Source organism: Nostoc sp., from assembly GCF_036919895.1.
GTDB lineage: Bacteria > Cyanobacteriota > Cyanobacteriia > Cyanobacteriales > Nostocaceae > Nostoc.
In genome coordinates, this window is record NZ_JBALBW010000099.1 from 52,025 (window position 1) to 77,529 (window position 25,505).

General features: G+C 40.1%; 22 protein-coding genes and 2 pseudogenes. 14 read left to right on the forward strand and 10 right to left on the reverse strand.

The window, feature by feature from the left end; genetic code table 11:
- Positions 1 to 58: 58 nt before the first annotated feature.
- Entirely contained in the window at positions 59 to 838 is a 780-nt protein-coding gene (locus V7K55_RS20200; RefSeq protein WP_334834397.1) for a photosystem II S4 domain protein, read from the forward strand.
- Positions 839 to 902: 64 nt separating this feature from the next.
- Here the strand turns inward: V7K55_RS20200 and V7K55_RS20205 are convergent, their stop codons facing one another.
- From V7K55_RS20205 to V7K55_RS20230, 6 genes are all read right to left on the reverse strand, one after another.
- Entirely contained in the window at positions 903 to 1,679 is a 777-nt protein-coding gene (locus V7K55_RS20205; protein WP_334834398.1) for an SDR family NAD(P)-dependent oxidoreductase, read from the reverse strand.
- A gap of 391 nt (positions 1,680 to 2,070) precedes the next feature.
- Positions 2,071 to 3,000 carry a hypothetical protein gene (locus tag V7K55_RS20210; RefSeq protein WP_334834399.1) on the reverse strand — a complete coding sequence of 310 codons (930 nt, stop codon included), beginning with the start codon at positions 2,998 to 3,000 and terminating at the stop codon, positions 2,071 to 2,073.
- 272 nt (positions 3,001 to 3,272) lie between these two features.
- Positions 3,273 to 3,830: a hypothetical protein gene (locus V7K55_RS20215; protein ID WP_334834400.1), complete on the reverse strand. Its 558-nt coding sequence runs from the start codon at positions 3,828 to 3,830 to the stop codon at positions 3,273 to 3,275.
- Between the two features lie 631 nt (positions 3,831 to 4,461).
- On the reverse strand, positions 4,462 to 5,067 hold the full coding sequence (locus V7K55_RS20220; protein WP_334834401.1) for an exopolysaccharide biosynthesis protein: 606 nt from the start codon (positions 5,065 to 5,067) through the stop codon (positions 4,462 to 4,464).
- 60 nt (positions 5,068 to 5,127) lie between these two features.
- Entirely contained in the window at positions 5,128 to 6,018 is an 891-nt protein-coding gene (locus tag V7K55_RS20225; protein WP_334834402.1) for a lipid kinase, read from the reverse strand.
- A gap of 206 nt (positions 6,019 to 6,224) precedes the next feature.
- Positions 6,225 to 7,742, reverse strand: coding sequence for an ABC transporter permease subunit (locus V7K55_RS20230; RefSeq protein ID WP_334834403.1), 1,518 nt, complete (start codon positions 7,740 to 7,742; stop codon positions 6,225 to 6,227).
- A 78-nt stretch (positions 7,743 to 7,820) separates the two neighbouring features.
- Here V7K55_RS20230 and V7K55_RS20235 point away from each other — a divergent pair, with 78 nt between their 5' ends.
- The 7 genes and pseudogenes from V7K55_RS20235 (at position 7,821) to V7K55_RS20265 (ending at position 16,949) form a co-directional block, all read left to right on the forward strand.
- Positions 7,821 to 8,591, forward strand: coding sequence for an amino acid ABC transporter ATP-binding protein (locus tag V7K55_RS20235; RefSeq protein WP_334834404.1), 771 nt, complete (start codon positions 7,821 to 7,823; stop codon positions 8,589 to 8,591).
- A gap of 108 nt (positions 8,592 to 8,699) precedes the next feature.
- A pseudogene (locus V7K55_RS20240) lies at positions 8,700 to 8,822 on the forward strand (type 2 isopentenyl-diphosphate Delta-isomerase); the annotation flags it as partial.
- A gap of 134 nt (positions 8,823 to 8,956) precedes the next feature.
- On the forward strand, positions 8,957 to 10,792 hold the full coding sequence (sppA, locus tag V7K55_RS20245) for a signal peptide peptidase SppA (protein WP_334834405.1): 1,836 nt from the start codon (positions 8,957 to 8,959) through the stop codon (positions 10,790 to 10,792).
- Positions 10,793 to 11,136: 344 nt separating this feature from the next.
- Entirely contained in the window at positions 11,137 to 13,584 is a 2,448-nt protein-coding gene (locus V7K55_RS20250; protein ID WP_334834406.1) for a dynamin-like GTPase family protein, read from the forward strand.
- A 111-nt stretch (positions 13,585 to 13,695) separates the two neighbouring features.
- Complete coding sequence (locus V7K55_RS20255; RefSeq protein ID WP_334834407.1) at positions 13,696 to 14,082, forward strand: KGK domain-containing protein; 387 nt, start codon at positions 13,696 to 13,698, stop codon at positions 14,080 to 14,082.
- Between the two features lie 165 nt (positions 14,083 to 14,247).
- Complete coding sequence (locus tag V7K55_RS20260) at positions 14,248 to 15,273, forward strand: S66 peptidase family protein (RefSeq protein WP_334834408.1); 1,026 nt, start codon at positions 14,248 to 14,250, stop codon at positions 15,271 to 15,273.
- Positions 15,274 to 15,296: 23 nt separating this feature from the next.
- The gene (locus V7K55_RS20265) at positions 15,297 to 16,949 is read left to right on the forward strand and encodes an NAD(P)/FAD-dependent oxidoreductase (RefSeq protein WP_334834409.1); all 1,653 of its coding nucleotides are present in this window, start codon (positions 15,297 to 15,299) and stop codon (positions 16,947 to 16,949) included.
- Between the two features lie 288 nt (positions 16,950 to 17,237).
- On the opposite strand, the gene V7K55_RS20270 is transcribed toward V7K55_RS20265, so the two are convergent.
- The 4 genes and pseudogenes from V7K55_RS20270 to ilvC all read right to left on the reverse strand — a co-directional run bounded on the left by V7K55_RS20270 (position 17,238) and on the right by ilvC (position 21,154).
- Positions 17,238 to 19,127, reverse strand: coding sequence for an iron uptake porin (locus V7K55_RS20270; protein ID WP_334834410.1), 1,890 nt, complete (start codon positions 19,125 to 19,127; stop codon positions 17,238 to 17,240).
- 298 nt (positions 19,128 to 19,425) lie between these two features.
- Positions 19,426 to 19,596 (reverse strand): hypothetical protein, encoded by a 171-nt coding sequence (locus V7K55_RS20275; RefSeq protein WP_334834411.1) that lies wholly within the window; start codon positions 19,594 to 19,596, stop codon positions 19,426 to 19,428.
- Between the two features lie 265 nt (positions 19,597 to 19,861).
- Positions 19,862 to 19,999: pseudogene (locus V7K55_RS20280) on the reverse strand (undecaprenyl diphosphate synthase family protein); the annotation flags it as partial.
- Positions 20,000 to 20,158: 159 nt separating this feature from the next.
- Positions 20,159 to 21,154: a ketol-acid reductoisomerase gene (ilvC, locus tag V7K55_RS20285; protein ID WP_334834413.1), complete on the reverse strand. Its 996-nt coding sequence runs from the start codon at positions 21,152 to 21,154 to the stop codon at positions 20,159 to 20,161.
- Between the two features lie 204 nt (positions 21,155 to 21,358).
- Here ilvC and V7K55_RS20290 point away from each other — a divergent pair, with 204 nt between their 5' ends.
- From V7K55_RS20290 to V7K55_RS20315, 6 genes are all read left to right on the forward strand, one after another.
- Positions 21,359 to 21,595: a hypothetical protein gene (locus tag V7K55_RS20290; protein WP_334834415.1), complete on the forward strand. Its 237-nt coding sequence runs from the start codon at positions 21,359 to 21,361 to the stop codon at positions 21,593 to 21,595.
- A gap of 91 nt (positions 21,596 to 21,686) precedes the next feature.
- Positions 21,687 to 22,055 carry a hypothetical protein gene (locus tag V7K55_RS20295; RefSeq protein ID WP_334834417.1) on the forward strand — a complete coding sequence of 123 codons (369 nt, stop codon included), beginning with the start codon at positions 21,687 to 21,689 and terminating at the stop codon, positions 22,053 to 22,055.
- Positions 22,030 to 22,542 carry a CFI-box-CTERM domain-containing protein gene (locus V7K55_RS20300; protein WP_334834419.1) on the forward strand — a complete coding sequence of 171 codons (513 nt, stop codon included), beginning with the start codon at positions 22,030 to 22,032 and terminating at the stop codon, positions 22,540 to 22,542. The genes V7K55_RS20295 and V7K55_RS20300 overlap by 26 nt, the downstream gene beginning before the upstream one ends.
- A 47-nt stretch (positions 22,543 to 22,589) precedes the next feature.
- The gene (locus tag V7K55_RS20305) at positions 22,590 to 22,967 is read left to right on the forward strand and encodes a hypothetical protein (protein WP_334834420.1); all 378 of its coding nucleotides are present in this window, start codon (positions 22,590 to 22,592) and stop codon (positions 22,965 to 22,967) included.
- 475 nt (positions 22,968 to 23,442) lie between these two features.
- On the forward strand, positions 23,443 to 24,312 hold the full coding sequence (locus tag V7K55_RS20310; RefSeq protein ID WP_334834421.1) for a DNA adenine methylase: 870 nt from the start codon (positions 23,443 to 23,445) through the stop codon (positions 24,310 to 24,312).
- Complete coding sequence (locus V7K55_RS20315; protein ID WP_334834422.1) at positions 24,279 to 25,412, forward strand: restriction endonuclease, SacI family; 1,134 nt, start codon at positions 24,279 to 24,281, stop codon at positions 25,410 to 25,412. The genes V7K55_RS20310 and V7K55_RS20315 overlap by 34 nt, the downstream gene beginning before the upstream one ends.
- Positions 25,413 to 25,505: the final 93 nt, after the last annotated feature.

Genomic DNA, 25,505 nt, shown 5'->3' on the forward strand with positions numbered 1-25,505 from the left:
AGGAAATGAGACATTGGTAAATGACAAATAACAAATGACAAACTCATAATTTTTAAGAATGTTGCCACGAGAAGAACTTTTAAAAGGTGTTGAAAATCGAGATAGTGTAGCTCGTGTAATCGACCAAGCAGAACAAGCCATCAAAACTTGGGAAGTGATTTTGACAGATTTTCTATCTCCCCCAGAGTTGGCGGAAATTCAACGGGTGTTTAACCGATTAACAGAAGTGCAATTGGCGGCGTGGGGCGGATATCCACAAGCTGAACGCCAAAGAATAGCGATCGCTCGTTCGGAACTTCCCCTAGAGCAATCTCAAGTCAGCCTTGTTGCTGTGGAAATTGCTGGTAATTTCCTGTTTGATACCGCCTCTCACCGCGACTTTTTAGGCGCAATGTTGGGAACGGGAATTGTGCGTGAAAAGACGGGAGACATTATTGTTTTGGGAGAACGAGGGGCACAGGCGATTGTCGCACCAGAGTTGGTGGAATTTTTAGAAATGAGTCTGAAACAGGTGCGATCGGTTCCTGTGAAAACTCAACGGATTGAAGTAACTGAGTTAAAGGTTCGCGAACCCAAGAAAAAAGAACTAACTACTGTAGAGGCTTCTTTGCGATTAGATGCGATCGCATCTGCTGGTTTTGGTATGTCGCGCAGCAAAATGGTTGATTTCATTGATGCCGGTGATGTCCGCGTTAATTGGAAGGAAGTTACTCAAGCTAGTTCTCAAGTAAAATCAGGCGACTTAATCGCCATTCGCTCTAAAGGGCGTTTAGAAGTTGGGGAAATCGCCGTCACTAAAAAAGACCGTTACCGAGTTCAATTAACAAGGTATATGTAATAAGTTAGGAGTTAAGAGTGAGGGGTTCTTTAACCTCTTTAACCTCAAACTCCTAACTATATACTTAAGCTTTAAAATGTCTTGCTAATATATTCAAAAGAAGTTTGCGCGGTACAAGCCGAGATAATTTGCTTCTCATTTGAGTCGTAGTATCAGAACTAATAACAGTTGGATAGCCTTTTTCCAAAGCTTCTAAAGATTCCCAAACCACTTTTTTAGAAGAATAAACTTTCTCTGTAGTACTTGCCAGCGCTGGAGGAAAATTAGCTTCTGCAAAAAAGTTTGTTTCTATTGGCCCTGGACAAGTTACTAGAATACGGACACCATATTGATGATTTTCTGCCCATAGTGCCTCACTAAAGCTGAGAATAAAAGCTTTAGTGGCAGCATAAACAGAAAGGTATGGTATCGGTTGAAATGCGGTAATAGAGGATACGTTAATAATACTTCCAGACCGACGTTGCCGCATCAATGGGAGAAATTTATGTGTTAAATCTACTAATGCTAAAACATTTAATTGTACGATTTTAATTTGTCTTTCTCCATCACTTTCAGCAAAGTCGCCATAGTAACCCAAACCAGCATTGTTGATTAATAAGTCAATGGTTAATCCCTTTGCTTTTGTGGCCTCAAATACAGCACAAGCTGCATTAGCTTCTGTAAGGTCTTTGAGTATAACGTCTACTTGAATTTCGTGTTCTTCTTGTAGTTCTTTAGCTAATTGGCTTAGTTTCTTTTCCGAACGAGCAACAAGTACAAGATTGGTCTTGCGTGCAGCTAGTTCCTGGGCAAAAGCTTTACCAATACCACTAGAAGCACCAGTAATTAAAGCAGTTGGCATTCTACATATTCAGATAGTTTTTAAGCACCTTATAAATCTTAGCTATGCTGGCTATAAGTTTTAACTACCTAAAGTGGTATACCCAAAAGAGTAAAAATAGTACTTAGAGGAAATTTGAAAAGTCTTATTTTCGGTATCAAAAGTTTTATATCCCTCTAAATCCACACCACTTGCTTCTCCTGTTCGGAGACGCTACGCAAACACTTGGTGAATGCCAAAACAGCAGTTGCTCCCCTAAAAAGGAGGACTTTGATTCCGGTTCCTCCGTTTTTTAGGGGGTTTGGGGAGACATAAAAGTACCTAAAGTCTTAGTGAAACACTTTTTAAACAATCTCTTAATACTGAAGTTTGAGCCGAGAAAGCCTGCACTCAAAACTTTTCCTTTCCTTCCTTAAGACTTGACTTTCGGAAGCGATGTGAATTCTCCAAGCACACCGATATGAGAAATTCTTAAATCTTCTTCATCTGTATATTGAATAGACGAATCAATTTTTTCTGGTAAGTCTCCCTCTTTGCGCGACCACTCAAATACAAATTTATAATTTAAGTCTTTGAGGTTAGAAAATATCTTTTTCCATTGGCTTCGTCGAATTCGATTTCCCCACCTTGATTGTAATTCTCTTGAGTAGGCTTCCTGTTGATAAATAAAGAAATCAAATGGTCTTTCTTTTCTATTTCTGTGATCTACTAAATCAATGAGATGAAACATAAAGCCATCTTCAGAGAGGCTACTTGCAAGATTTTTTAAAAGTGGCACAACATCATCAACTGGCACATGCTCTAACACAGATTTTGAGAATATGAAATCTATTCTTTCTTGAGTAGGCATTTTTTGAGACAAATCAATTGGAGCAATGTATTCTATACCCAAGTCTTTTAAGGCTTCTACAGATAAATTTTTTAATGAAAGCAGTTTTTTTAAACGTAAGTCGATAATGTCACGATCTTCAAATGTAGATAGACTATCCAAGATACTCCAATCTACAGAATTAGACACAGCTTTGAAAATATTTTCGGGTTGCAATAACGGATAAACATCTGTTGCATAAACCTGTTTTGCTCCAAGAAGATAAAATACTAATGAATGAGTCAGCAACCATCCACTGCCAATTTCAAGGCAAATTTTATCACGCAATACATATTTATCTTTACCAGACTGAAGCAGATAGATAGCAATTTCGTTGGCACAAATATCAAGCCTTTTACCTCTAACTGCTAGCTTGCTTGAATGCATTCTATTATGTAAAAATTGATATATATCGGACGATCTAATAATTGATTTTGTTCGTTCATTAAGGAGATTTTTTACTATATTTTTCATTTTGCACACCTCTCTTAGTTAATTTCTCGTGAATTGAACACAACACTATTAACTGTAGCAGTAAGATGGGTTTGTGGATCACAAAAGTATCTAACCATTGTTGCTTATTATACAGTTATGCACCTTTGTTGACAGGTGACAAAAACCTTTCATCTGATAACTGGGGATTGAGCGGAAATTCGAGCTAATCGCTTGGTATTAGCATCAGATGTAGCAATGTATAAAAATAATAATTTTTATGATGACAATTTCAAATAAATTGGAATTGTTAATTACCATTTTTCAGACCAATAGATAATTTCTGAGGTTGAACTATTAATAGCAACACCATAACTATCTCCATGATTCCACTTGAAACCAGGTCTACCTTTGTCATCTGCATTTAATACCAATATTTCATAACTGGCTGGAAAAGATTCTGCATGAGAGTCACTGGTGTAGAAGAAAGTTGTCGGTACACCGTTAGGCTGGTTTATATGGTCGTTTGTATTACCACCCCTATATTTGTGCTTTGCACTACCTCTGTATTGTGATAGTAATTTTGCTATCTTGTTTGGTGATTCTTTCAGCCTAATTTGAAAAAAACTACTTCCTTGCAAAAATTCGGGAGAGTAAGCAATGCGAACACCTTTGGCATCAGTAGGAATCTCATCAGGAAAATGCTTTACTCGCTCGTTATCAGACCATAATTGATTACGAATTTCTTTGTAACGTGATGTATCAGTTATTATTTTAGGCTCGCTAGTACTGCTAAAAGTTGTTCTTAGAAAAAAGCTTCCCCCGACAATACAAAGACTAGCTAGGGCTAATAGAAATTGCGATCGCTTCATTAAGTTGGGTACGTTGAACTTTCATATTCATATACCCAACTAATAAACTAAATTAGTACTATTGCGGAGATACCATCGCTGATATTAACAGAAACTTTGCGTATTTAGGGTAATTTTGGGGTTATTGTAAAATTACTGTGAAGCTGGTAAATGATTACCTAGTCAAAAACCGTAGGTTATGCTCATTAGGGCTAGTACTACCAGTGCAGCTAAAGAAATCAATTCCATAGCCATCTATTTTTTTCAATTCTTCCTGATAAAGCAATAACTAAGGCGGATATATAAATAGTAGATGCACCTTAATTAAATCATAGCCCTCAGCTTTTAGTTGGGGGCTTTTTTTTATTGTTGATATTTGTAATTGGGAAATAAAATAAAATTGTATGCAAGTTAAATTTGCCCGGATATAGTAATCAATAAAGCGGATTAATAAATGGTAGATGCACCTTAATTAAATCATAGCCCTCAATTTTTAGTTGAAGGCTTTTTTATTGCTGATACTTTTAAATTAGGAAAAAAAATTCGTATACAAGTTAAATTTGCCCGGATATAGCAATCAATAAAGCGGATTAATAAATGGTAGATGCACCCTAATAAATTATAGCCCTCAGCTTTAAGCTAAGGGCTTTTATTATTTAAATATAGATGGCAGCAAACTGGGAGCTAACCATACTGCATAACCAAGAAATCCAAACAGCAGGGTAATTAGGGCAGTGATGCCGTAGCTGATGCAAATTAATAAACCGTCAGATTCGATGGTGGCAACAGTTAAAAGTAAAATACCGATAGTGGGGATGGGATTTGTAAACGGAATTGGTAATATTAATAATATTGTCAACAAGGAGATACAAAAACCATTAATTCGCCAAACCAAAGGATTATTAGCTATTTTTGGCAATCGAGGACGGGTAATTTTCTGTAAAACTTTGGTAAGGTGTCCCAAATTTTGCAAAAGTAACTGGGCGAAGGGACGAGGAAATTTGTAGTTAGCGATTCTTTTCGGTAGCCAAGGCGATCGCCTTCCTAAAACCATTTGTACTGACAATAGTAAACAAGCACCACCAAAAGGGCCAGTTAATCCCGGTGGCATAGGAAATAAAAAGGGCAAAACTAATAATGTAATTACCAAGCTGAACCCTCGTTCTGAGGTTTCTGCCAGAACATCGCCTAGAGTAAGCGGTTGTTCAGCTAGGCGTTGCAACAGGGACTTTATATCTTGAGAAAATCTCAAATGCATTTGGCGTGAGTTGATGCGAGTTCCCACATTTTTAGCAGAGGAAGATGGGGAGAATAATTCCTAACTCTTAACTCCTGATTTCTGGGGTACTAAAACAGCTATAGCTCTAGATATAACCCGAAAATGAGCCGGTGTGTAAGTAGTAATTTCACCATCTGTATTGATAGGACGCTGTTTGCGAGTATATACTTTTATTTCTTGACCTTGAAGAGAACGTACACTATCCCAATGTATATGTCGCCCTTCTCGCATCGCTGGGAGTAATAATATAATCTGCCACCAGTGTTTAATCTCCAAGCTATAGAGGTCTAACCTTTGGTCATCTATTGTGGCATCGTCAGCCACAGCCATACCACCGCCATAATAACGGCCGTTACCCACAGCAATTTGTACTGTTTTCACGCTAACTGATTCACCATTGATCGCAATCTCCGCAGTAAAAGGTCTAGCTTCCCAAAGGACTTGCAATGCAGTGGCAGCATAAGCAAATACTCCCCAACGGCGTTTAACTTCTTTGGTAAGTCGCTGGGTAATTTTGACACTCAATCCCAGACTAGCGACGTTAAAGAAGTGCTTGTCGTTTACCCAACCCAAGTCGATGCGACGTAAATTTCCATCTGCAATAATTTTGCAAGCTTCGCTGAGGGAATTCGGGATTTCCAAAGTCCTCGCTAGATCGTTAGCAGTTCCCAGAGGCAAGATTCCCAAAGGCAACTGAGTCTCAACTAAAGCATCTACTGCGGCATTGAGAGTACCATCTCCTCCACCAATGATTACTAGGTCAACTTGATGCTTATAGCGCATTATAACTTCACCAAGATGTTTTGGGTCTTCTGTAGACTCTTCAATTAAATCAAAGCCGAGTGTCTTCAGATATTCAATCGCTTCCGACAGACCCTTTTGCCCTTGGCGAGCATGACGATTTACTAACAACAGTGCGCGGGAACTCATAGATAGTACCTTTTATTGTTGATCTGTCCAATTATCTGCATCCATGTATTTTGCCTAAAGTTGACTAGAAAAACTTCTTTAAACTGTTTTGATGGTTATCAAAAGTTACTTTTGCAAGTGCTGTATTATATTGCATCTAATAATTTTTATTTTCTATTTTATCTAGTTTATCTCTATTAGCCATCGACAAAACCACTAATAAATTATTAGGTATCGTAGTTCCTTCGCGGTTTAACTGGATTCATCCACGCTTCCAAAATACTAAATGCTTGTGAAAAAAGTAACGTCAAGCATAAATAAACCATCGCTACACCTGCGTAAATTTCAAAGGCGCGATAGTTATCAGCAACAATTAACTGTCCTTTACGTAGTAATTCTTCCAACCCAATTACAGAAACTAAGCTAGTGTCTTTCAATAAACTGATAAAGTCATTACCTAAAGGTGGAATCATCCGCCGGAAAGCTTGGGGAAAAATGACATAAATCATTGTTTGTATAGAACTTAAACCTAATGATTGTGCTGCTTCTGCTTGTCCTGTTTCAATCGATTGAATCCCTGCACGCACAACTTCGGCGGTATAGGCGGCATTATTCAAACTTAAGGCAATTACTCCAGCAGTGAGGCGGTCGAAAGTAAATGTAAAACCAAGTTCTTGCGAAATTGCGGGAAAACCAAAGTAAATCATAAAAATTTGCACTAACAAAGGTGTTCCCCGAAAAAAATCTACATAGGCCCTCGCTATCCAACGCACAGGTGCGATTCGAGAAAGGCGAAGAATACCAATTAGGGAACCTCCAATTAAACCAAACACTACAGAAAGGATCGTTAATTGTAACGTTACTAATGCTCCCTGTAATAAAGTCGGAAAAGCCTGCAAAATTACATCAATTGAGGTAGAAATTTTAGGTGTGGCAGTACTAATCTGATTCTCAAATGGCGATTTTATTGGTAGTGATGGCGGTTCAACTTTGAACCATTTTTGGTAAATTTGGGAATAAGTGCCATTTTTCAACACTTTATCCAAACCATCATTTATTAATACCAAGTTCGGCGAATTTTTAGCCGTAGCAATGCCGTAAAATTCCTCTGTCAGCAATTGCTGTACTATTTTTATTCCCTGAAGATTGCCCGTATTAATAGCATATAAAGTCACTGGTGCATCATTGATTACCGCATCCACATTACCATTGGTCAATTCTTGCAGGGCTAAAGGTGCTGAATCAAAACTGCGAATTTGCACTCCGGGAATACTCTTAGCCTTTGCAGCCCCTGTTGTACCAACTTGGACTGCAACTTTTTTATTTTTGAGACTGTCAAAGTCAGTAATATTTTGATTATCTGCACGGATTGCGATCGCTAACCCAGCTTTAAAATAAGGACGGGAAAAAGAAATCGTCTTCGCCCTCTCCTGGGTAATCGTGATCGAACTAATGGCCGCATCTACCGTTTTGGCTCCCAAAGCCGGGATAATGCCATCAAAAGGCAGACTTTGAAAATCTACTTTAAAGTTAGCTGCAACTGCAATCGCATTCATCAAATCAATTGAAAAACCTTGCAACTCACCACCTTGTTTTTGAAACTCAAAAGGTGGAAACGCCGGTTCTGTAGCAACCCGCAGAGTTTTTCCCGCACTAGAGTTCACAGCACAGCCAGTCAATAACAAACAGCTAAAACCAACAACCACACACCAGCGCAACCAACGCCCAAAACCAAATTTAGCCATATTATTTTCTCTTCCCTCTGCGCCTCTGCGGTTCGTTAAAAAGCTTACAATCAACTGTAGAGCAGCTTGACACAAGTAATGAACAATACCATCCCCGCCATTATTTTTGACAATATCGAGAAAAACTTTGGTTCCCTAAAAGTCCTCAAAGGAATCACAGGCGAAATAAATCGGGGAGAAGTCGTTGCAGTTATCGGTTCCTCCGGCTGTGGGAAAAGTACGCTATTACGCTGCTTTAATGGACTAGAAACCATTGACAATGGGCGTTTAATAATCAACGGGATCAACTTATCTAAGCCCACAGTCAACTATAGCCAACTGCGGCAACTACGAACACAAGTAGGTATGGTTTTCCAGCAGTTCAACCTGTTTCCTCATCTTAGCGTCCTAGAAAATATGACACTTGCACCGCGTAAAGTCTTGGGTAAAACACCAAAGGAAAGCGCTCAATTAGCAAGAGTATATTTAGAAAAAGTTGGCTTACATGACAAAGCATCTGCTTATCCAGAACAACTTTCTGGCGGACAAAAGCAACGAGTAGCGATCGCCCGGAGCTTATGTATGAATCCCCAAATCATGCTATTTGACGAACCCACCAGCGCCTTAGATCCCGAACTCGTCGGCGAAGTTTTGCAAGTGATGCAACAATTGGCATCAGAAGGGATGACAATGGTGGTTGTCACCCATGAAATGCAATTTGCAAAAGAAGTAGCCCATCAGGTGATATTTTTAGACAAAGGTATTGTGACAGAAAAGGGTTCAGCTTATGAGGTATTGACCAATCCTCAAAGCGATCGCCTACGTATTTTCCTCAGTCGCCTTCAAATAATTCATAGTGATAAGCAATAGAAATTCTATGTTGCTTTATTGCTCAATCAACTTATTTGTTATAAAAAGATGGTTGCAGACAATGTAACAATAGCGATCGCAACCAAATCTTTTTAGCTATACCCACCAGTGAACGCCTCTAACAATATCTCTGCACAAACTCAGAATCGCAAAGCCGATCGCATTCGGATCTATTTAGAAGAAGATGTTCAGTCGCATCAAATCACCAATGGATTGGAACGTTATCGTTACTGGCAACACCACCTTGTATCAGTTAAAGCACTCTGGCAGTTTACAACGCATAGAATAAATTAGGTAGGTCATTTGTCATTTGTCATTTCCCAGTCCCCAGTCCCCAATCCCCAATCCCCAATTCCCAATAACTAATGCGTAATTTTATCAAACAAACTTTTGCTAGCTTAGTTGGCACCTTATTAGGACTAATTATTTTCGGTGGTCTAGGAACTACTGGACTATTCTTGCTAATATTGGCTGCTACCTCCTCTAAAGATACTGGGCCAAATGTGAAAGATAAGTCAGTGTTGGTTTTTGACTTGTCGATGAAAATTACTGATAGCGAACCTAGTTCTGGCGAACTGTTTCAAAACACAATATCAGGTGTGGATGATGAAAGAATATCACTCCGCAAAGTTGTGGAAACTTTGGAAAAGGCGCGACGCGATCCGCGAATCGTCGGCATCTATCTAGATTCAACTAGCACCAGCCAAGCGAGTAATATCGGCTATGCTTCCCTTAAAGAAATTCGGAAGGCGCTGGAAGAGTTTCGCGCTTCTGGGAAAAAGATCGTAGCTTATGGCAATGATTGGAGTAAAAAGGAATATTACCTTAGTTCAGTGGCAGATTCCATTGTCCTTAATCCTTTGGGAATGATGGAAGTCAATGGTTTGAGTTCACAGCCAATGTTCTTAGCGGGTGCATTACAAAAGTATGGAATTGGCGTTCAAGTCGTGCGAGTGGGTAAATTCAAAGGGGCTGTGGAACCCTTTATTCTGAAAAAATTGAGTCCAGAAAACCGCGAACAAACTCAGAAATTGTTAGATGATGTTTGGGGAGAGTGGCGCACTACCGTTGGTGCAAGTCGGAAAATTGAACCTAACCAGTTGCAAGCGATCGCAGATAGTCAGGCGGTACTGGAAGCCACCCAAGCTAAAACCAACGGTTTAGTCGATCGAATAGCATACCCTGATGAAGTGGTAACAGACCTCAAAAAATTGACAGATAGCGATAAAGACGACAAAACATTCCGACAAATTAGCCTGAATAGCTACGCAGAAGTTTCTGGTAAATCTCTGGGTGTAGAACGTAACTCCAAAAATCACATTGCCGTTGTTTATGCTGAGGGCGAGATTGTTGATGGTAAAGGCGGTGATGGACAAGTAGGAGGCGATCGCTTTGCCAAAATCTTCAACAAACTCCGACAAGACAAGGATGTAAAGGCTGTTGTATTACGGATTAATAGTCCTGGTGGTAGCGCTACCGCAGCCGAAGTCATGCAGCGAGAAATAAAATTAACTCGTGAAGTTAAACCAGTTGTAGTGTCAATGGGTGACGTAGCTGCCTCTGGTGGTTACTGGATTGCTAGCGACTCTAATCGCATTTTTGCCGAACCAAATACCATTACAGGCTCAATAGGTGTGTTTGGGTTGCTATTTAATGGTGAAAAGCTGGCCAATAATAATGGCATCACCTGGGATTCGGTGAAGACTGGAACCTATGCTGATAGTCAAACAGTTTCGCGCCCGAAATCAACCCAAGAGTTAGCACTTTATCAACGCAGTGTTAACCGCATTTATAATATGTTTCTAAATAAAGTTTCTCAGGGTCGCAAACTCCCACAACAAAAAGTAGCAGAAATTGCCCAAGGAAGGGTTTGGTCTGGTGTGGCGGCGAAGGAAATTGGTTTGGTGGATGAAATTGGTGGTTTGAATAGTGCGATCGCGTATGCTGTCAAAGAGGCGAAACTAGGAGAAGACTGGGAAGTGGAAGAATATCCTCGCACTAACGGTTTCGGAGAACGCTTTTTTGGGCGTGCAACTGAAGAAGCGCGGACTGCTTTAGGAATTGAGGTGGCGCAACTCAAACCATCTAACCCCCTCACTAATGAATTCCAGAAATTCCAACAAGAAGTAGATATTTTGCAAAAGATGAACGATCCAAAGGGGGTTTATGCCCGTTTACCTTTCAACTTGAAGATTGAGTAATTTTCTGTAGAGGCAATTCATGAATTGCCCCTACATTTTTTCCGTGATGCGATTAATCATTCTAATAAATTTTTAAGCAGATATGATATTTGTGGTTTAAGTGATATCCAGTAGCCAAACCACATCAAATATCTCAGAAATATTACTGAACCATCCAGACAATAAATGTAACTAACATAATATAGGACTCATATTTGATTTTTGAAATATACGTAGGGTGCGTTAGCGACAGCATAACGCACCAAATCCTTATGAATCGTGCGTTACGGAAGCCGTAACACACCCTACTTAGATTTTTTCATCAAATCGGATTGCTATACATAAAGATTGTCAGGATGCTGAATATGTCAGATTTACCGCTTCAGTGCAAAAATTTAAAAGAGCAAGTTGAGTCAATATTACAACTTTTTCAGCAAGAACCAACGCTACATTCTCAAGATATTACACCTGTAGAAATTTCTCTAACTAAAGCGATTTCTCCCAAATTTGAGATTGTGTTTGCGGGTGCATTTAGTGCCGGTAAATCAATGCTAATCAATGCACTATTAGAGAGAGAATTACTTTACAGTGCAGAGGGACACGCTACAGGTACAGAATGCAAAATCGAGTATGCAGAAGTAGAAAAAGAACGTGTTGTTTTGACATTTTTAAGCGAAGTAGAGATTCGGGAACAAGCAGTTTATTTGTGTAAGCAGCTAGGATTTAAGACAGTACCTAATATTAACCAAGCTGATGAAATTAACTTACTACTTGAAGGTTCTGAAGCGATTATTCAGCAGGAAGGTGGTGAGAGTAAATCAGAACGTGCAAAACAGGCGAAAGCGTTAATGTTATTGCTAGAAGGATATATAGCAAACCGCGATCGCATCAACACGGTTAATAATGCTACATACTCAATGGAGCAATTTAACTTTTCTAACCTCAAACAAGCTGCGGGATATGCCCGCCGTGGTAGTAATAGTGCCGTATTGAAGCGAATAGAATATTATTGTAATCATCCTCTGCTAGAAGATGGAAATGTAATTATTGACACACCTGGGATAGATGCACCAGTAGAAAAAGACGCACAACTAACTTATACCAAAATTCAACATCCTGATACTTCGGCGGTGGTGTGCGTGCTAAAACCTGCTTCGGCGGGTGACATGACAAAAGAAGAAACAGAATTATTGGAATTAATGCGCCAGAATGGGGGAGTTCGCGATCGCGTTTTCTATGTCTTCAACCGCATCGATGAAACTTGGTACAATACCCAACTACGGCAACGATTAGACAATTTAATTAGTGGACAGTTTGTTAATTCAAACAAGGTTTATAAAACCAGTGGATTACTAGGATTTTACGGCAGTCAAATTAAACAGACAAGCCAAGGAGATAGATTTGGTTTAGATTCTGTTTTTGCAGGAAGTATAAAAGGTTTAGATGGTAAAGAAGAAACACCACAATTTGTCTATGCTTTTAACAACTACTGCGTAAATTCAGGAAAGCTATCTACCACTAAGTTCCGTGTTTCTGTTAACGGCTATGAAACTCCAAATCAAAATTATGTGCGGATTTTGGGAGATTGGGGAAATGAACTGATAGAAAAGCTAATTCAAGATAGTGGAACTGATGAATTTCGCACAGCTATTACTCGCTATCTTACAGAAGAAAAGCGTCCGCAGTTGTTTAAAAATCTTGCCGATGATTTAGAAGATGTTTGTATTAAACTGAAGAGACATTATCAGAGCGTACAACGTCATTTAGATAGCCAACCCCAAGAAATTGAGGCTATGAAGTCACAAGAGTTGCAACGCCTAAATCAGCAGCTCCAGCAAATTGGTAGAGAATTTAGCGAGCATATCACAGAAGAAGTTAACCAGATAATTAATAGCTCTTGCGATGATTTTGAATCAGACTTTAAGCAATTGCAATCACGAATGATTCGCCGTTTAGATGAATTGCTAGATAGCTTTTCTGTAGCTTCTGCTTATCAACGCGCAACTATCAGCCATCCTCGCAACGCTACCGCACCTTTAATTGCTATTTTAGTAGAGGCATTTTATTACTTAGCAAATCAATTAGAAGATATTTTGATTGAATCTTCTCAGCAAGTAGTTGCAAATTATTTTCAGCGATTGATTGAAAAGATTCGCAAATCAGAATATTATCGCCAGTTGTATCGTTTATTAGATAATGATGGCGGTATTGAACAAGAGATTAGAAATATAGAAAAAGCGGTTACTCAAGCATTAGTGAGTGCAGCTAGTGTAGAGTGCGATCGCTTCGTGCGAGAAAGTCCAAGATTTTATGATGAAGGCACTTTCTCTATATATCAATTTCGCCAAACTTTATTACAAACCTCTCAAGGTTACGACGCTGAAAGTATCGTGGAAGCAGAACCAGCAATTAGGCAATTATTGAAGTTAGATTTTGAGCCAAAAGTCTCTCAAACTATTCGTAAATCTTTCCGTCAAACCATTAACCAAACACTGAAAACTCAGTTGTTACCAATGGCAGAACACCAAGCAGATGAGATTTTGCAGCAATACCCACAGGCGCGGGCTTATTTAGAGAAAACACTGCAACAAGAAGCTGAAGAAAAAATTGCCAATAATCGACGATTATTGAGTGTTGTTGAAGAAAATATTGCAGCGTATAATTCAGCCGCTTCTAGTATCAATGGTTGTTTACAGGCAATGAAGTTATATGACCATTTCTTGCCTGTAATTGGTGATTCTTTTGATGCTGATGGGAAGTTTGCCAATAATGGATTTGTGGTTTCAGACGTAGGACAAGAGGTTGAATATTAATCTCAAATCATTTTTGAGATAATTGTAGCTTTTAGTGAGTGCTTTAGCACTCACTAACTACATATAGCTTTGCGTAAGGTAAAAAGGTTTCAAAAATTGAGGTTGGTTGATATGGAAGATGGATTCAAGCCAATAGAATGTAACGATGGCGATGTTTTGGACTTCGGAGACGATATATATAAAGTTGCTAAATTTAAACAAGCAATGAATACCTCATCTAACTACAGCCTAGAATGTATATTGAATCAAGAGTTAAATAGGCAACAAGTAAAGATAAAACAGTCTCAGGATGCGAAATTGAATTGGTTTCAAAAGGGTATAGATTGCGAAATCTTAACATTAGGTTCTCCAAGCTGGAAAAAGGGGAAGGTGAAAATTAAAATAAGCGTTGAATTTTATATTGAAGACGAAGATTTACAAATAACTAACAGCAATAATTCAGAAATGACTGAACCAGAATCCCCTCTTGACGATCTTCGCCGCATGATTCATGAGTAAAATTAGTCAACAATAATTTACATATAGTAATTCTATTTGATTTGATTTGTAAAAATTCGCGGTGTCCAGATCCCCGACTTCTTTAAGAAGTCGGGGATCTAACTTTTTATGAATTACTTAGGCATTGGTATAACCTATTAAAATTCGTCACTATCCTAAATATTTATGCTTATCAAACGTCGGCAATTTCTTGCAAGCTGTGGACTAGCTACCATAGCCACTCAGATGCCAGCATTTACAGCTGAAGGGAAACTACTCACAAACACCATCCGCAAACCGTTACGTCTGCAAGTGGGCGATACTGTAGGATTCATCTCCCCTGCGGGTATCGTTGACGCTAAAGATATCGAAGCAGCACAGAAATCAGTTTCACAATTAGGGTTAAAAGTCAAGTTGGGGAAGCATATTTTAGATCGTTATGGCTATTTAGCTGGTAAAGATAGCGATCGCGCTGATGATGTAAACTTGATGTTTAGCGATCGCACCATCAAAGCAATTATTCCGATGCGTGGCGGTTGGGGCTGTAATCGCATTTTACCCCTACTAGACTACTCGCTAATCCGCTCCCATCCAAAAATTATCATCGGCTATAGCGATATTACGACGCTGTTGTTAGCAATTAACGCCCGTAGTCAAATGATTACTTTTCATGGGCCAGTTGCCACATCTACCTGGAATCAATTTACAGTGGATTACTTCAAACGCATCCTATTTAATGGTGAAGCTGTCACTATGCAAAATCTCAACCCTAGCGAAGTGCGGGTGGAGACAATAGCACCAGGAAAGGCGAGAGGTAAACTTGTGGGTGGAAACTTATCTGTGCTATCAGCGATGGTAGGTTCACCCTACCTACCTTCCTGGAACAAAAGCATCCTGTTTGTGGAAGAAGTTGGCGAGGATGTTTACCGGATAGATAGAATGCTGACGCAGTTAAAAACTGCTGGCATACTTAATCAAATTTCTGGTTTTATCTTTGGGCAATGCACTAATTGTAAACTTGGGGATGAACCATCATTTACATTAATCCAAGTATTGCAACAACACATACAACATTTAGGCATTCCTGCTTGGTACGGTTCAATGATTGGTCATATTAAAGATAAATTTACCTTACCAATTGGTTTAGAAGTGGAAATAAATGCTGAACTTGGGACAATCCGAATGTTAGAGGCGGCTGTCAGTCTGGTTTAAGTATCAGCCGCACCACAGTGATTTTGATTAAGATTTTGATAGACAAGTATGAATTTCTCCTCGCCATGTTACGACTAACAGAAGTAAAGCTTCCGCTCGATCATCCTGAAGATGAGATCAAGACTGCCATCCTCAAAAAGCTGCAAATCACAGACGAAGAATTGATCGGTTATTCCATTTTCAAACGTAGCTACGATGCGCGTAAAAAAGGAGAGATTAACCTTGTTTATATTCTGGATGTAGAAACAACTCAGGAGACTCATCTACTCAAGCGCCTGAAAAAAGATCCCCATTTGATGGTTAGGCCAGACATGAGTTATCGCCCAGTGGCGCAAGCACCTAGTAATTTGGTGATTCGCCCCATTGTCATTGGTACTGGGCCTTGTGGCTTATTTGCGGGTTTGATGCTTGCACAAATGGGGTTCTGTCCAATCATTTTAGAGCGTGGGAAAAAAGTTCGCGATCGCACCGTTGATACTTTTGGCTTTTGGAAGAAAAAATCAGACTTCAACCCAGAATCTAATGCCCAATTTGGCGAAGGTGGGGCGGGTACATTCTCCGATGGCAAACTCTACAGTCAAGTTAAAGATCCTCAGCATTATGGGCGCAAGGTATTAACCGAACTCGTCAATGCGGGAGCTTCAAAGGAAATTCTCTATATCAACAAACCGCATATTGGCACATTCAAACTGGTGGGAATCGTCCAAAGTATGCGGGCTAAAATCGAATCCCTCGGTGGTGAAATTCGCTTTGAAAGTCGGGTGGAAGATATCAACATTGAAAATGGACAGGTGCGCGGAGTCACCCTCGCCAGTGGGGAATATATCGCCAGCGATTATGTAGTTTTGGCAGTAGGACACAGCGCCCGCGATACCTTCCAAATGCTATCCGAACGCGGGGTTTACATCGAGCCTAAACCTTTTTCCATCGGCTTTCGCGTCGAACATCCTCAAACTCTCATCGATAAATGTCGTTTTGGCGCTCAAGCTGGCCATAAGCTTTTAGGTGCTGCTGATTATAAACTGGTTCACCACTGTCAAAATGGTCGTTCCGTCTATAGTTTTTGTATGTGTCCAGGGGGTTTGGTGGTTGCAGCTGCATCAGAACCGGGGAGACTCGTCACCAATGGGATGAGCCAATATTCTCGCAATGAGCGTAATGCTAATAGTGCGATCGTTGTGGGCATCACACCCGAAGATTTTCCGGGTAATGCCTTAGCGGGAATTGAGTTCCAACGGCGCTTGGAAGAAAAGGCTTTTGAATTGGGCGGTGGAACTTATGAAGCTCCAGGGCAGTTGGTGGGAGACTTTCTCAACGATCGCCCTTCTACAGCATTTGGTAGGGTTAAACCGTCTTATACACCGGGGGTACATTTTGGTGATTTGAGTCAGAGTTTACCAGATTATGCGATCGCCGCCATCCGTGAAGCACTGACCGCTTTTGACAAACAAATCCAGGGATTTGCAATGGACGATGCCGTGTTAACTGGGGTAGAAACCCGCACATCATCACCAATTAGGATAAAACGCAAGGAGGATTATCAGAGTTTAAATACAGTTGGTCTTTATCCGGCTGGTGAGGGTGCAGGATATGCAGGGGGAATCCTCTCGGCGGGTATCGATGGGATTAAGGTGGCGGAGGCAGTGGCTTTAAGTATTTTGAAGAGCGTATTTTAGCGCTGTAAGCATCACACCAGTTTTGCACAAGAGATTTTTAGCTCAAGAAAACATTAATCATGGTAACTGTTCAGTTGTTTGATCATGTTTTTGATACGTTATATCACAATATATTTCAGTTGAATATTTCTTTCTCCTCTCTGTGTCCTCTGCGCCTCTGCGGTTCAAAAGAAATTATTTAACCACAGAGGCGCAGAGAGCGCAGACTGATTGCAACAGATGGAATCAGAGAACCCTTTAATACAAAGAATTCTCAATCCAAAATGGTATTAGCCTACTCCCAATCTCTTAAAATGTAAAAGTAGTCCGAAGTACACCCACAGTTGTGGTTTCATTGTTGCTATTACCTTCTGGGTTAAAGAGAACAAACGCACCAGGAGTAATGCTGATATTATCGCTAACTCGAAAGCGATAATAGCCTTCTAAATGGTAAGGAGTCGCCCGATTGTCGCCTGTGGGGGAAAGTTGAGCAGAACCACCAGCATCACTACGGTAAAGCGGCTGACCAAAAAGAATCCCGGCATTGTTCCCTGACTTGAATAAATCTTTGAAGTGAAGTCCCACCATCCAACTTGTAAAGGTGGTGGAAGCATTCACACTATTAGAAGAAGCATCAACAAATAGTGCTGCACCATAGCCAGATAAGGCTATCTTGGGAGAAAATCGCCATGTTACCGTACCCCCAAAGGAATTGAGTTTGACTGGTGTCCCAGCGTCAACACCAGCTAAAGCACCAACATCACCACTAATTAATCCAGTACCTAAAATATTGATTTCGTGATAACTATTGGCATAGTTTAGACCAATATCTAAGTCAGGACTAGGCTTGAAGGTTAACTGTGCAGCAACAATACCACTTCCACTAAATACACCACCCCCCAAAGGTGTCGTAGAAACTCCTGGTAGTGCCTCATCAGCAGATTTTTGAGGTAAATTGGCATTGACACTAGCGTATAAAGCGCGTAAATCCAAATTCGGGGAAATACTATAAATAAATCCCGCCGCCGATGCTAAACCAGTACCCGAAGTCCCACCAGAAACCCGTAACACAGGATTTAAGCCTGCAAAACGAGAAATTGACTCTTGTCCTTCCCCATAAAAAGGTGTAATTGCTGGGAAAGCATCTGATGTTTCCGCCGCAGTTCCGGCAAACAAGGTTAATTTATTAGCGACGGGAAAGATATACAGCAATTTATAAAGCTGAACATCGTTCGCGCCAACATTCGACAAAGTATTGACATTTAACCCTGGAAATTGCGGCTCAAAACTGGTACGAGCGCTACTAGAACTTAAAATAGGTGAAGCTAATCCTAAACTTTGTTGCAGGCTACCTTGTCCATTGGCTCCACCCAAAAAGTTATAAGCTTGCAATCCAGTAATTAATAAATCTTTACCAGTAAAGCTAGTGGTGAGATTTAAGCGCACTCTATTGACTAGGATGATATTCGAGTCGCTGTTATTACGAGCGCCGCCGGTAGCACCAACACCAGCAATAATTACCTCTCCATTAAGTTTAGTAGTCGTAGAAAATTGATTTGCTTCTAGTTTTGCGCTACGAGCTTCTACAGCATCTACTCGACTCCGCAATGTTGTCAATTCTGCCGTAAATTGTTCTTGTAGTTTCTGCAACGTGGCTAAATCTTCTTTCTTAACCAAATCACCAGTTGCAGTGGCAATCAGTTCGTTGATTCGTTCTAAACAAGCATTTAAGCCAGCAGCAAATTCATAGCGAGTCATCGCCCGATTACCGCGATAGGTTTGATTGGGATAACCTGCAATGCAACCATATCGCTCAACCAAAGATTGCAGAGCCTGAAAAGCCCAATCTGTAGGTTGTACATCAGATAATTGGGATACAGATGTTACTTGTGCAAGTTTGTCTGAAGATGGAGACGAATTTGCCGATTGTGGTGTTAGTTGCTGCTGAAGCTTAACAGCAGAATCTACACCTAAATCTGGATTTTTTGGATTCTCATTAACTATCAGCAATTCATTAGAGATACTATTTGTCAAGTTGCTTTGATGAGAATCATTTTTTTGATAACTACTATCATTTTGATTAATAGCTAAGTTTTTATCTGCAATTTCTAAATGAGGAAGGGCTTGCACAGGTGATAACCCGGCAATTAAGCATAAAAATCCCATCCCACTAGCAGAAGCTAGTAGATATTTTGCCATGAGAACTCCCAACACATATAATATGGTAAAAATTAATTGCGATTTTGAAATTGATTGATAAGTAAATTTAAAGTATATTTAGCCAGAGAATCTTGCTAACTTTAAATTTTTTATATCAGGATTTTTCTGAATTTACTTACCGCAAAATCAGCTTATATCGCAAGTAGTAAATTATAGTAAATACTATTTCGGGAAAGAATTAACAAATAATGATATTGATATTTTTGATAATTACTATTGGCAAAAAAATAATTACATCCGTCTGATTTTATGATACAGAATAGCCGAGATTAGAGGCTCAATACCTAGCAAAGAGTAATTTACCCAAAAAAATCAATAGACTGCGATCGCTTTCGGCGCAGACAATAGATAGTACAAAAATACTATCTTGCTGTGTTCCACTCAAGATAGCCCAAATATCAGGTTTAGCGTAGCGATCGCACCAGTTTTGCAAATCATACTTTAGCAAAATAAGCAATACCTTACAGTAAGTACTATTTTTAACAAAACATTTGTAACTACCCTTGCAGTTTATTTACCCACCACCTGCTATTCTTATAGTTACTTCGGTCTGTCATAGCAGATAGATTATCCTCAATAATGTTTAAATTTCTTAGCGCTCATATACCATCCTGGTAATGTGGGTGCTTTTACTTTATGCTTCATAGCAACAAAAAACTAACCCCTTTCCAATGTGGGAAGGGAGAAATTTAGAGAGAGGTTTTCCAGATAGCCTAATCTGACAGTGAAGCTTTAACTTGACCAAAACGGCGATCGCGACTTTGGTAGCTCAACAAAGCCTGATAAAATGTTTATCGACTAAAATCTGGCCAAAGAATATAGGTGAAATACATCTCTGTATGCACCATTTGCCCTATCTATCATTTCAGTCTGATTTTAAGTATTTTGTCTGTTTGTTAATAAAGATGCGGGTAATGAATAGCCCCAACGCGGGAAGGGGGAATTCAAAGCCTCTCGACCTTTCAAAGAGAGGTTTGGAGAGGGGTTTGAATAATTATCTTTACTTTTGCTTAAGCTTTTTTCAACCAGCTAAACATGGCGCGTAAATCTTTACCGACTTCCTCAATTTTGTGTTCAGCTTCTTTGCGACGCATGGCGGTAAATCCTGGTTTACCAGCTTGGTTTTCGAGAACGAATTCTCGTGCAAATTGCCCAGATTGAATTTCGCTGAGAATCTTCTGCATTTCAAGCTTGGTTTGTTCGGTAACAATCCGTGGCCCACGGGTATAATCGCCATATTCGGCTGTATTAGAAATGCTGTCGCGCATTTTGGCTAAACCGCCTTCCACAACTAAGTCAACAATCAGCTTGACTTCATGCAGACATTCAAAATAAGCCAATTCTGGTTGATAACCAGCTTCTACCAAAGTTTCAAATCCGGCTTTGATTAAAGCACTCAAACCACCGCACAATACGGCTTGTTCGCCAAATAAATCAGTTTCGGTTTCTTCACGGAAAGTAGTTTCGAGAACACCGGCGCGAGTCCCACCGATACCTTTAGCATAAGACATGGCGCGATCGCGTGCCTGACCACTAGCATCTTGATAAACTGCAAATAGCGCTGGTACACCTTCCCCACTTTCATAAGTCCGTCGTACCAAATGCCCCGGCCCTTTTGGTGCTACCATCACCACATCTACGTTATCTGGTGGTACAACTTGCCCAAAGTGAATATTGAAGCCGTGGGCAAAAGCCAACACATTCCCTGCTTCTAAATTTGGTTCAATCTCGTTTTTGTAAATCGTTTTTTGGACTTCATCAGGTAACAAAATCATGATAAAGTCAGCAGCATTGGCAGCATCTGCAACATTTTTCACAGTTAAACCAGCAGCTTCAGCTTTTGCTACTGACTTACTACCCGGATATAGTCCCACAATCACATTCAAACCACTATCTTTGAGATTGAGAGCGTGGGCATGACCTTGAGAACCATAGCCGATAATAGCAATAGTTTTTCCAGCCAAAAGGTCTAAATTGGCATCTTCGTCATAATACATCCGGGCCATAGAAGCATCTCCTGTCAGCAAGCATAATCATTAATTGGCAGACTTTCGATTGTACCCCAAATTGAGTAACCACAGATTAACTGTCAACGAGAAAAAGGCCAAGTTGATGAGCGATACTGTAATGGTGGCGATCGCCTTACCGAGAAAGAATGGCGGATTATTCTCAACAAAACCATCAACTGTAACGGTGCTGAACTAGCACGAATGGTAGAAGAAGCAGCGCGTGCATTATTTCATCAGGGACGGGAAATTCAGATTGGTTTGTCCGAACTTTTGGAACAAAGGGAAATGATAGTACCACTCTACGTCAGGGATACCGACAGAATACTGGCTATAGAAAATCGAGCTAAGTATATTTGTCAACCTGCATCGACAAAAGACACTTCTGTTTTTGCTCCAGCAATTACTACCTATTGGGGAGAACTCTGTGTTCACAGTTAATTCTGACAAGGTATTGAGCAGATACCTGTGGGTATCCAACTCATAAGAGGCTATTTATAGCGTCTCACAGAAATGAGTGAAGCAGCTATATATGCTGTCATTTAAGACGACGGATACCATGAATAAATTCTGCACTACCAAAGGCTTGTTTATCTGCTTTTTACGGGTATCTACGGTTGGTGCAACACATGATATAGAGGATAATCAACCTAAAATTACTCGAAAGTATATGACTTATAGCAGAAGCCAAGCAAAAGAGTACATCCTACAATCACAAAGTGCTGTATCACTGATTTCTTTAACAAATCCTTCTTATTGTTATGCTGATTGGAAAAGAGCAATCAAGGCTTTTGAACTATGCTCAAAAGCTATTGAGGTAGATCCATACTTGGCAGAAGCATATTTTGGTAGAGCATCATGTAGCCAATTATTTTATGAATATGATTGCTCGTGGATCTGAATTAATTCAAGAGTATGGGGATAAGCATATTAGTTTAGAGAAAGAAAATACCTTTATTCAAGACCTCATTAAAGCTGAACAATTAGGTAGTTATGAAGCTAGACTTGTACTAAAAAATGATCCAGATGTTTCTCGACTTAGGGATATTTATAAGAGTAAGAATTCTTCTCCTAAAAATCCTACAAATGTAAACACTAATTCACAAACTACTAATTTACAGACTACCAATTCACAGACTACTAATTCACAGCAAGGAGATTGCTTTATTGCCACAGCAGCTTATTCATCTACAGAACACCCTGATTTAGATACTTTTAGAAACTTTAGAGATAGTGTATTGCTCAGTAATTATTTCGGAACATTTTTAGTTGCTTTATATTACAAGATAGGGCCAAGTCTAGCTAAATATGTGACAAAAAATAAAAGTATACAAATCATGTGTAGAAATTTACTATCTAATTTTGCGAAATTTCTGAGAAAAATCTAAGAAATTGTGTTATTAAAATAAGTGATTGTTTATTTAGAAGTTAAGTCATGAATAAGATTATTACTCAAATGTACTATCAACTTTGCCTAATGATTAATTTAAGTGACACAGAAGAGGGTGGATACTTACTTATAGATACTTATAACTTTAATCCTCAATTAGAGAAGGGTGATATTGTAAACATTGAAAACTGGAAGACTGGTGTTATAAATGAACATCAAGAAGGAATAGAAATAGGAAATCAAACCTTCTCGTTTACAGCACAAGTATTAGATATTCAGAAAACAGTTGTACGAAATAATCAATACATAGTCAACATTATTTTAGAATCACCTGATAGGGAAATTATAAAGCAGCTAAGAAACGCTTTAATATCAAGTAAGTCAGAGAAGTTGTTTAGTAACTTGAGAGAAATTTTAGTGTAAGTTAGAGACTATTTATAGCAATCCTAAATGAGTTGTGAAAATCGAGAAACTAAGATTACCGACTTCTCAAAGAAGTCGGTAATCTTATTGTTCACGACTGATTTAGGACTGCTATATAAAGTAAATCTTATTGTCTAAAACTTATAGTCATTTTTTATTTCTCCTTAGTTAGTTTTTAGCCTGTTGGCATAGCTATCACAGCGATTCGAGCGCAACCGTCACGGCGTACTCGTAGGTAAAGCTGCTTTACAAATAACCTGTATTTCAGTATCTATTGTTTCTGCTTAAGATATTTATAATACTGTCCGGCTTACGCGGTTGAAATGGAACCCCGATGGTAGTACTACAGCAAGTTAATCATCCAATCTCATTTCTTCTTAAACGTTTATACTTTATTTCTCAACGCTATATAATAAATTGCGTTTTACCCTTATCCTTGGTTTCGGGTAAATCACTCCCTTTGAGGTTGGCTTTCATGGCAAAGAAAATTGCATTTGGTTGGTATGGCGGCAAGTACAGTCATTTAGACTGGCTTTTACCCTTGTTGCCACTCTCGACCCACTACTGCGAACCCTTTGGTGGTTCAGCAGCCGTGTTGTTGAACCGGGAGCCTTCGCCTGTGGAAACCTACAATGATATTGATGGCCAGGTAGTCAACTTTTTTCGTGTACTACGCGACCAAAAAGACCAACTCATCGAGGCGATTGGGTTAACCCCATTTTCGCGTGAAGAATTTCGGATTGCTATTACCAAAGAAGAAGAGAGTTTGTCAGACCTGGAAAGGGCTAGACGATTTTTCGTCCGGGCGCGACAAGTGAGGACGGGCTTGGCACAAACCGCCAGTGTTGGACGATGGGCGCACTGCAAACTTACTAGCCGAGCTGGAATGGCTGGTGCAGTTTCCCGGTGGCTTGGTAGTGTTGAGGATCTGCCCGAAATCGTGCAACGGTTGCTACGCGTGCAAATTGAGAACGACCGAGCAATTGATATTATTCGACGGTACGATAGTCCAGAAACATTATTTTACTGTGACCCTCCCTACCCGCACGATTCCCGTGGGGATAGCAAGGCTTACGCTTATGAAATGACCGACGACCAGCATCGGCAACTAGCCAATGTTTTGCGCTCAGTTAAAGGTAAAGTTGCCCTTTCAGGCTATGATTGTTCATTGATGCAGGAACTTTACGGTGACTGGAACTGCATTAAAGCGCCCGCGAAACACTGCCATTCCATCAAGCAGTTACGGCAAGAAGTACTTTGGCTCAATTATGACCCTCAAGCCTCCACACTTACTGTTGAAGAAATCGCTCCATGTCCACAACCCCAGCAGCTATCCTTGATGTAGCCTTACAAAAAGCTGAAGCATCGATAGTCCAACCGATTGTCACCAACCCCAGCATTGCCGAAAAAATTGACTATGTATCGCGCTATGTAGGCAATCGTGCTGTAGTTCGTTTGTTGCTGGCCTGCTCTTTGGCAGCCGTTCACCGTGGGAATGTTGATATCCGCAAGCCTTACACCGAAATAGGCACACCAGATGCTTACTCTGGACGCTACTACGATGAAAGTTACATCACAGCATTCATTAACAAGCACGAGTTACCCTGTAATCCCACTACCGCGTTCCTCACCCCTGCCCTGCGGAACCGTAACACCACCTTAACCCCAGCAGTCAATCTAGTGGGACGACCGCCCAAACTCTACGAAGCCGCCCTGCAATTACTTGATGATGTTCATGAAGGTAGGATAACTGCTGAGGAACTGCTAGCCCAAACTATTCGCTGTCTAATTATTGCTCGGAACGAGAAGCGGCAACGCATGGAAACACTACTAGCCGACCTGAAGAAGTCGGAAGACGCAATACCTTTGTCAGCAGAGGAAATTATCACACTCCTGAAACAGCATTTGGTTTGCCGAGGTTCAAGCCGTCTTCCTGTACTAATTGTTACTGCTGCCTATCAAGTAGCAGAACAATATATTGGGGAGCGTTTTTTACCTCTAGAATCCCACAATGCAGCAGACGAACAGACAGGTGCTTTAGGAGATGTGGAAATTACTTTAGTTGATGATGAGAAGGTGATTACCAGCTATGAAATGAAGACCCGACGTGTCACCCTAGCAGATATTGACCGTGCATTGCAAAAAATCAACAGCACAGGCAAGCGGGTTGACAACTATATTTTTATCACGACGGATGTGATAGAAGAAGGTGTTCAGGAATATGCCTCAAGTATGTACGACCGTACAGATGGTATAGAAATTGTGGTTTTGGATTGCATCAGCTTTGTACGTCACTTTCTGCATTTGTTCCATCGGCTACGATCGCAATTTTTGTCAGCCTACCAACAGCTAGTGCTAACAGAACCAGACAGTGCTGTTAGCCAACCTCTAAAAGAAGCTTTTTTAGCACTGAGACAGGCTGCTGAAAGTGCCAGGGAATTTTGACCGACAAGATACCGTAGGCTATTTTGAATTGTTATAAAGGCAGATTTGCAAGCAGCGATCGCAGATCCAACTTGTTTTCAAAATCAAACAATT